A 4,514-nucleotide genomic window follows, 5' to 3' on the forward strand; every position below is an offset into this window, starting at 1 on the left:
GGGCCCGGGAGCCGATGCGGAGGCTCCCGGGCCCGGCGCCGTTCCGTTCCGCGCCGCGCGGCACCACCGTCCAGTTTGACCAAGGCACGTCAACGGGGATACCAGGGCAGGGCGCTCCCCCACGAGCGCTCCCCCGCCCCCTCCGGGAGACCCCGTGCCGTCCCTCCCCGCCCCCACGCCACCCCCGCCGCCACCACCCCAGCCGCCCCCGCCGCCGCCCCGTACGGGACCGGGGTCCGCGCGCCTGCGCTTCGGCCGCCGACTGCGCCACTGGCGCGAGGCCCGCGGCCTCAGCCAGGCCGAGTTCGGCCGACTGCTCGGCTACCACGACTCACTGATCAGCCGGGTGGAGAACGCCCACCGCTGGCCGCCGCCCGGGATGCCCGCCCGGGCCGACGAACTCCTGCACGCCGACGGCGAGTTGGCGGACCTCTGGCAGGCCGTCCAGCAGGAGCGCGAACACCTCGGCGAACGCGCCGCCGCCACCCCGCCACCGCTCGACGCCACCGCCACCGGCCCGCCGGACGCCGCCACCGTCGAGGTGCTCGCCCACCTGCTTGCCGTCTACCGAGCCGCCGCGGGCCGGATCGGCGGCGAGGAACTGGCCACCGTCCTGGAGCACCACGCCCACACCCTGCTCGGCCGGCCGCACCCCGACCCGCGCGAGCACCCCGCCGCCGACCGCTCACTCGCCGACCGCTCACTCGCCGCCCAGTACGCCGAACTCGCCGGCTGGGCCCACTTCGAGGGCGACCGCCACGCCCGCGCGCTCAGCTGGTACGCCACCGGGCTGGAGTGGGCGCGCGCGACCGGCGACCGGATCACCGCGGCCGCGCTGCTCGCCCGGCAGAGCACCCTGTACTGGTGGCACGGCGACCCGGCCACCGCGCTCGCCCTGGCCGAGGCCGCCCGGACCGCCGCGCCTCCCCTGCCGGGACTGCGGGCCTGGACCGCCGTCGCCCAGGCCCACGCCCACGCGCTGGCCGGCCGGGCGCCGCTGGTGCGCCGGACCCTGGCGGACGCCCGCCGACTGACCGACGCCGCGCTGCGCACCGGCGAGCCGACGCCCTGGGCGGACCGCGCCGACCTGGTCCTGGCCGTCGCGCACGGCACCTGCCACCGGGACCTCGCCGTCCGCACCGGCCGCACCGGCCACGCCCGCACCGCGGCGGCCTGGCTGGAGGCCGCCCTGCGGCTCCTCGACCCGGCCGCCCGTCCGCGCGACCACGCCCTGGTCACCGCCCGCCTCGCCGGCGCCCACGCCCTCGCCGGCCACACCGACGCCGCCGTCGCCCTGCTCACCCGCCTGCCCCCGCAGGCCACCGGCCGCATCGCCCGGGAGCGACGGCGGAGCGAGGAGTGGCTGCGCGGGTGAGGCCGTCCCCGTTGTCCCAGAACGGCAGGACCGGCCACCACCTGCGGGTGTGGTGACCGGCCCTGCCGTACCGCTTCGACCGGCCCTGCCGGGTCGGATCAGAGACCTTCCGGTCGGCTCGGGGAGCCGCCGGCTCGGATCAGAGGCCGGCCGCCGCCGCGGCGATGTCGGCCGCGTAGGTGCTCACCTGGGTGTAGACGCCCGGGTAGCCCGCGCGGGCGCAGCCGTTGCCCCAGCTGACGATGCCGACCTGGACCCAGCGGCCCGCCGCGTCCTGCCGGACCATCGGGCCGCCGGAGTCACCCTGGCAGGTGTCGACGCCGCCCTGGGAGACGTAGCCCGCGCAGAGCGAGCCGGCCGCGTTCAGCCCCGGGTAGGCGCGGGCGCAGGTGGCGTCGTCGACGAACGGCACGGTCGCCTTGAGCAGGTACCGCTGCTGGCCGCCGCCCTCGCGCGCGGCGCCCCACCCCATGATGGTGAAGGTGCCGCTGTCGTAGGTGCTGGAGGTGGCGATCGGCAGGGTGGCGACCTGGCCGCCGTTCACCGGCGAGGCCAGCTTGATCAGCGCCCAGTCGTCGCCGTTCTCGGCGCCGGTGAAGGCGGGCGACTGGTACACGTACGAGGAGCGGACCTTGATCGCGCTGCCGCTGTTCAGGTCGACCGCCCCCGCGGTGGCGGTGATGCTGCTGTCGGCGCCGGTGCCGTCGACGCAGTGGGCGGCGGTGAGCACGATCTGCGAGGTGTAGAGCGCGCCGCCGCAGCCCATCGAGAGCCGCACCACGAACGGGAACTCGCCCTGCGCCGCCCGCGTGCCGCCGACCACGCTCGGCGACGGCTCGGGTGAGGCCGCGGCGGGCAGCACGAGCGCGCCGGCGCCGAGCACCAGGCCGGCCAGCAGGCAGACGAATCTGCCGAGTTGACGCTTCATCAGATCCTCCTTGCAGGTGAGGGAAGACCGAGAGTGGCCCGGCGGGCGGCGCGGCAGGAGGGGTCGGCCCTTGCCGGTCGGAACTGGCAGGAACACGGCAATGCGGGGTTCCGGGCGCGGAAGCCCTAGGGTGATCGCCCATGCGAGATCTTGTGGCGGGGGCGAAGTACCTGGTCGAGGGCCAGAAGTGGGTGGGCCGACACGGCCGCTGGTGGGGCTTCGGGATGCTGCCGGCCCTGCTCACCCTGGCCGGCTACGTCGTCGCGCTCGCCTTCCTCGGCGCCTGGTCGCTGGACCTCGCGGACTGGGCGACCCCGTTCGCCGACCACTGGGCCTCCCCCTGGCGGGGTCTGCTGCGCGACACGCTCGCGGCCGTCGCCTTCGGCGGCGGCCTGCTGCTCTCCCTGCTCACCTTCACCGCCGTCACCCTGCTGGTCGGCCAGCCCTTCTACGAGGCGCTCTGCGCCGAGGTCGACGAGACCGAGGGCGGCGCGCCCACCCCGCCGGACACCGCGCTCTGGCGGGAGCTGCTGATCGCGGTGCGCGACAGCGTGTACGTCCTGGTGCGGGTGGCCGGGTTCGGCGTGCTGCTGTTCGCCTGCGGGTTCATCCCGGTGGTCGGGCAGACGGTGGTCCCGGCGGTCGGCTTCCTGGTGTCCGGCTTCTTCCTGACCGTCGAGCTGACGGCCGTCGCCCTGCAGCGGCGCCAGGTGCCCCAGCCGGAGCGGATCCGACTGCTGCGCGCCCGGCTCGGACTGGCGCTCGGATTCGGCACGCCGCTGGTGCTGGCCTTCCTGGTGCCGCTGGTCACGGTGCTCGCCATGCCGGGGGCCGTCGCCGGCGCCACCCTGCTCGCCCGCGACCTCGTCCCGGCCGCGCCCGAGGAGCCGGAGGAGGGGAGGGAGGAGCACGGCCCGGCCTCCGAGCGCTCCACCGCCCCCGACCCCTCGGCCTTCTCCGGCACCCCCGCACGGCCCGTCCCGGGCAACCCGTACGCGAACTGAGACCGTCACCGACCGGTCACGCTGCGCCGACCTCGCCCCCGCGGGCGTGTGAGCCCGCCCACAGGGGGATCCCCATCCACGATCCCCGATAGTGGATGCCGGCCCGCAGACCCCCCGCCGGCGGGCGCCGGGGCACCCCGGCCGGACCGCGCGCCACCGCGCCCCGCCCGAAGAACACAGGCCATCACGGCTCACGCCCTGTCGATCCCGCGTCGCGTACCGCCCCCGACCCCTGGATGGACAATCCGGACAAACAACCACAAATCTGTCACCGCACCCTGCCGCGGCCGCCCCGCGACCACGATCCGGCGTAGTAGCGAACGCCTTTGCCACCCGTCCCCGGCCCTGCCAAGAATGGCCCGTCGCCAGGCAGCGCAGCCGACCACCCCCGCCGCCGCGCAGCCCGCCCGCCCCGCCGTTACCGCCGGGGCGCCACGGCCGTCCAGGGCGGCCGCACGGGCCCCGCTCACCCGGAGCCCACGCGATGCCCCGCCCCCGGTGCCACTGGCACGGCCCCCGACGGAGAAGGATCGTCCGCCCCATGCAGCTCAGCCATGCCCGCCGCAACTCCCTGATCACCGGCGTCGCCACCCTCATGGTCGCGAGCGCCGCCACCGCGGCCCTCGCCATCCCGCAGGCCGGGAACGGCACCGAGGCCGCCCCCGTGGCCGCCGTGTCGGTGGACGGAACGCTGGTCGCCGAGCAGGGCCAGGCCGACACCGCTGCCGCTGCCGCCGCCGAGCAGGCCGCCCAGGCCCAGGCCGAGGCGGACGCCGCCGCCCAGGCCGAGGCGCAGGCGCAGGCCCAGGCCGACGCCAAGGCCAAGGCCGACGCCGAGGCCGCCGCCTCCCGCTCCCAGCAGCGCCAGGACCTGAACAGCGCCCCGGCCGCCTACTCCGGCACCCCGCAGCAGATCGCCGCGCAGATCGTCCCGGCCGGCCAGCTCCAGTGCTTCAGCAACATCGTGTTCCGCGAGAGCAGCTGGAACCCCCTCGCGGTGAACGCGTCCTCCGGCGCCTACGGCCTGGTCCAGGCCCTGCCCGGCTCCAAGATGGCCTCCGCGGGCGCCGACTGGCGCACCAACCCGGCCACCCAGATCAAGTGGGGCCTGAACTACATGAACACCCGCTACGGCAGCCCCTGCGCCGCCTGGTCGTTCTGGCAGGCCCACCACTGGTACTAGGCCGGACCCCGTTCGGCCGCCGAG

The 4,514-nt window shown here is 76.4% G+C and carries 4 protein-coding genes; 3 read left to right on the forward strand and 1 reads right to left on the reverse strand.

Annotated features, from left to right (window positions below; all coding sequences use genetic code 11):
* The first annotated feature begins 154 nt into the window (after positions 1-154).
* Entirely contained in the window at positions 155-1,375 is a 1,221-nt protein-coding gene (locus ACFU6K_RS32240; protein WP_380669065.1) for a helix-turn-helix domain-containing protein, read from the forward strand.
* A 139-nt stretch (positions 1,376-1,514) separates the two neighbouring features.
* Here the strand turns inward: ACFU6K_RS32240 and ACFU6K_RS32245 are convergent, their stop codons facing one another.
* The gene (locus tag ACFU6K_RS32245) at positions 1,515-2,303 is read right to left on the reverse strand and encodes a S1 family peptidase (RefSeq protein ID WP_380669067.1); all 789 of its coding nucleotides are present in this window, start codon (positions 2,301-2,303) and stop codon (positions 1,515-1,517) included.
* A gap of 140 nt (positions 2,304-2,443) precedes the next feature.
* On the opposite strand from ACFU6K_RS32245, the gene ACFU6K_RS32250 reads away from it, so the two are divergent.
* Complete coding sequence (locus ACFU6K_RS32250) at positions 2,444-3,307, forward strand: EI24 domain-containing protein (RefSeq protein ID WP_380669069.1); 864 nt, start codon at positions 2,444-2,446, stop codon at positions 3,305-3,307.
* 541 nt (positions 3,308-3,848) lie between these two features.
* Positions 3,849-4,490 carry a transglycosylase SLT domain-containing protein gene (locus ACFU6K_RS32255; RefSeq protein WP_380669071.1) on the forward strand — a complete coding sequence of 214 codons (642 nt, stop codon included), beginning with the start codon at positions 3,849-3,851 and terminating at the stop codon, positions 4,488-4,490.
* Positions 4,491-4,514 lie beyond the last annotated feature (24 nt).

Source organism: Kitasatospora sp. NPDC057512, assembly GCF_042802135.1.
In the GTDB taxonomy this organism is placed as follows: Bacteria; Actinomycetota; Actinomycetes; order Streptomycetales; family Streptomycetaceae; genus Kitasatospora.

Bases quoted from the DNA above. Each gene is read 5' to 3' on its own strand.
- ACFU6K_RS32245 (WP_380669067.1), bottom strand. From the start codon at position 2,303: ATGAAGCGTCAACTCGGCAGATTCGTCTGCCTGCTGGCCGGCCTGGTG.
- ACFU6K_RS32250 (WP_380669069.1), top strand. From the start codon at position 2,444: ATGCGAGATCTTGTGGCGGGGGCGAAGTACCTGGTCGAGGGCCAGAAG.
- ACFU6K_RS32255 (WP_380669071.1), top strand. From the start codon at position 3,849: ATGCAGCTCAGCCATGCCCGCCGCAACTCCCTGATCACCGGCGTCGCC.